The sequence below is a fragment of the Streptomyces doebereineriae genome (assembly GCF_031845645.1).
In the GTDB taxonomy this organism is placed as follows: domain Bacteria; phylum Actinomycetota; class Actinomycetes; order Streptomycetales; family Streptomycetaceae; genus Streptomyces; species Streptomyces canus.
The window spans coordinates 1-465 of sequence record NZ_JAVREZ010000233.1 but is presented as its reverse complement, the minus strand read 5'-3'; the positions used below and the strand labels follow the sequence as shown (position 1 = coordinate 465).

The 465-nt window shown below is 65.6% G+C and carries 1 protein-coding gene; it reads left to right on the top strand.

Translation table 11 applies throughout. The annotated features are described in order from the left end of the window. Positions 1 to 44: 44 nt before the first annotated feature. Positions 45 to 465: hypothetical protein (locus RNB18_RS51625; RefSeq protein WP_311721011.1), on the top strand; the 421-nt coding region annotated here is incomplete at its 3' end.

The window sequence follows — 465 nt, the reverse complement described above, 5'->3', positions numbered from 1 at the left end:
GCCTCAAACCGGCGACAAAACCGCGGCTCCCATGATTACGTAAGGTGAAGGCGAAGTCGATTACTCCGGGGTGCGGGTTGAGTCCATTCGATAACTACTACGCGCGTACCGCGCTGCTCGCTGCGCAGGGCAAGCGCATCCAGATGCAGCGCCTCGTCGGGGTCACCATCGTCGGCTTGAGCCTGGTTCCGCTTTTGTTGCTGGTCAGCCCGAAGGGCCCGCACGGCGGCCTGCAATACGTGGCTGTGGCCGTGGCCGTCGGCGGCCTGACCCTGGCGCAATGGTGGTGGCGGCGGCAGTGGCCCAGCCGCACCCAGTCGTGGACCGTCGTGTCCATGGGCACGGCCTGTATCGCGGCGACCTGCATCCTGCTGGTGGATCCTGTCGTCGGGCTCATGGGGTCCAGTTCCCTGAGCCTGATCACCGCCTATACGGCCTTCCTGCACAGTCGCCGGGTGCTGTACC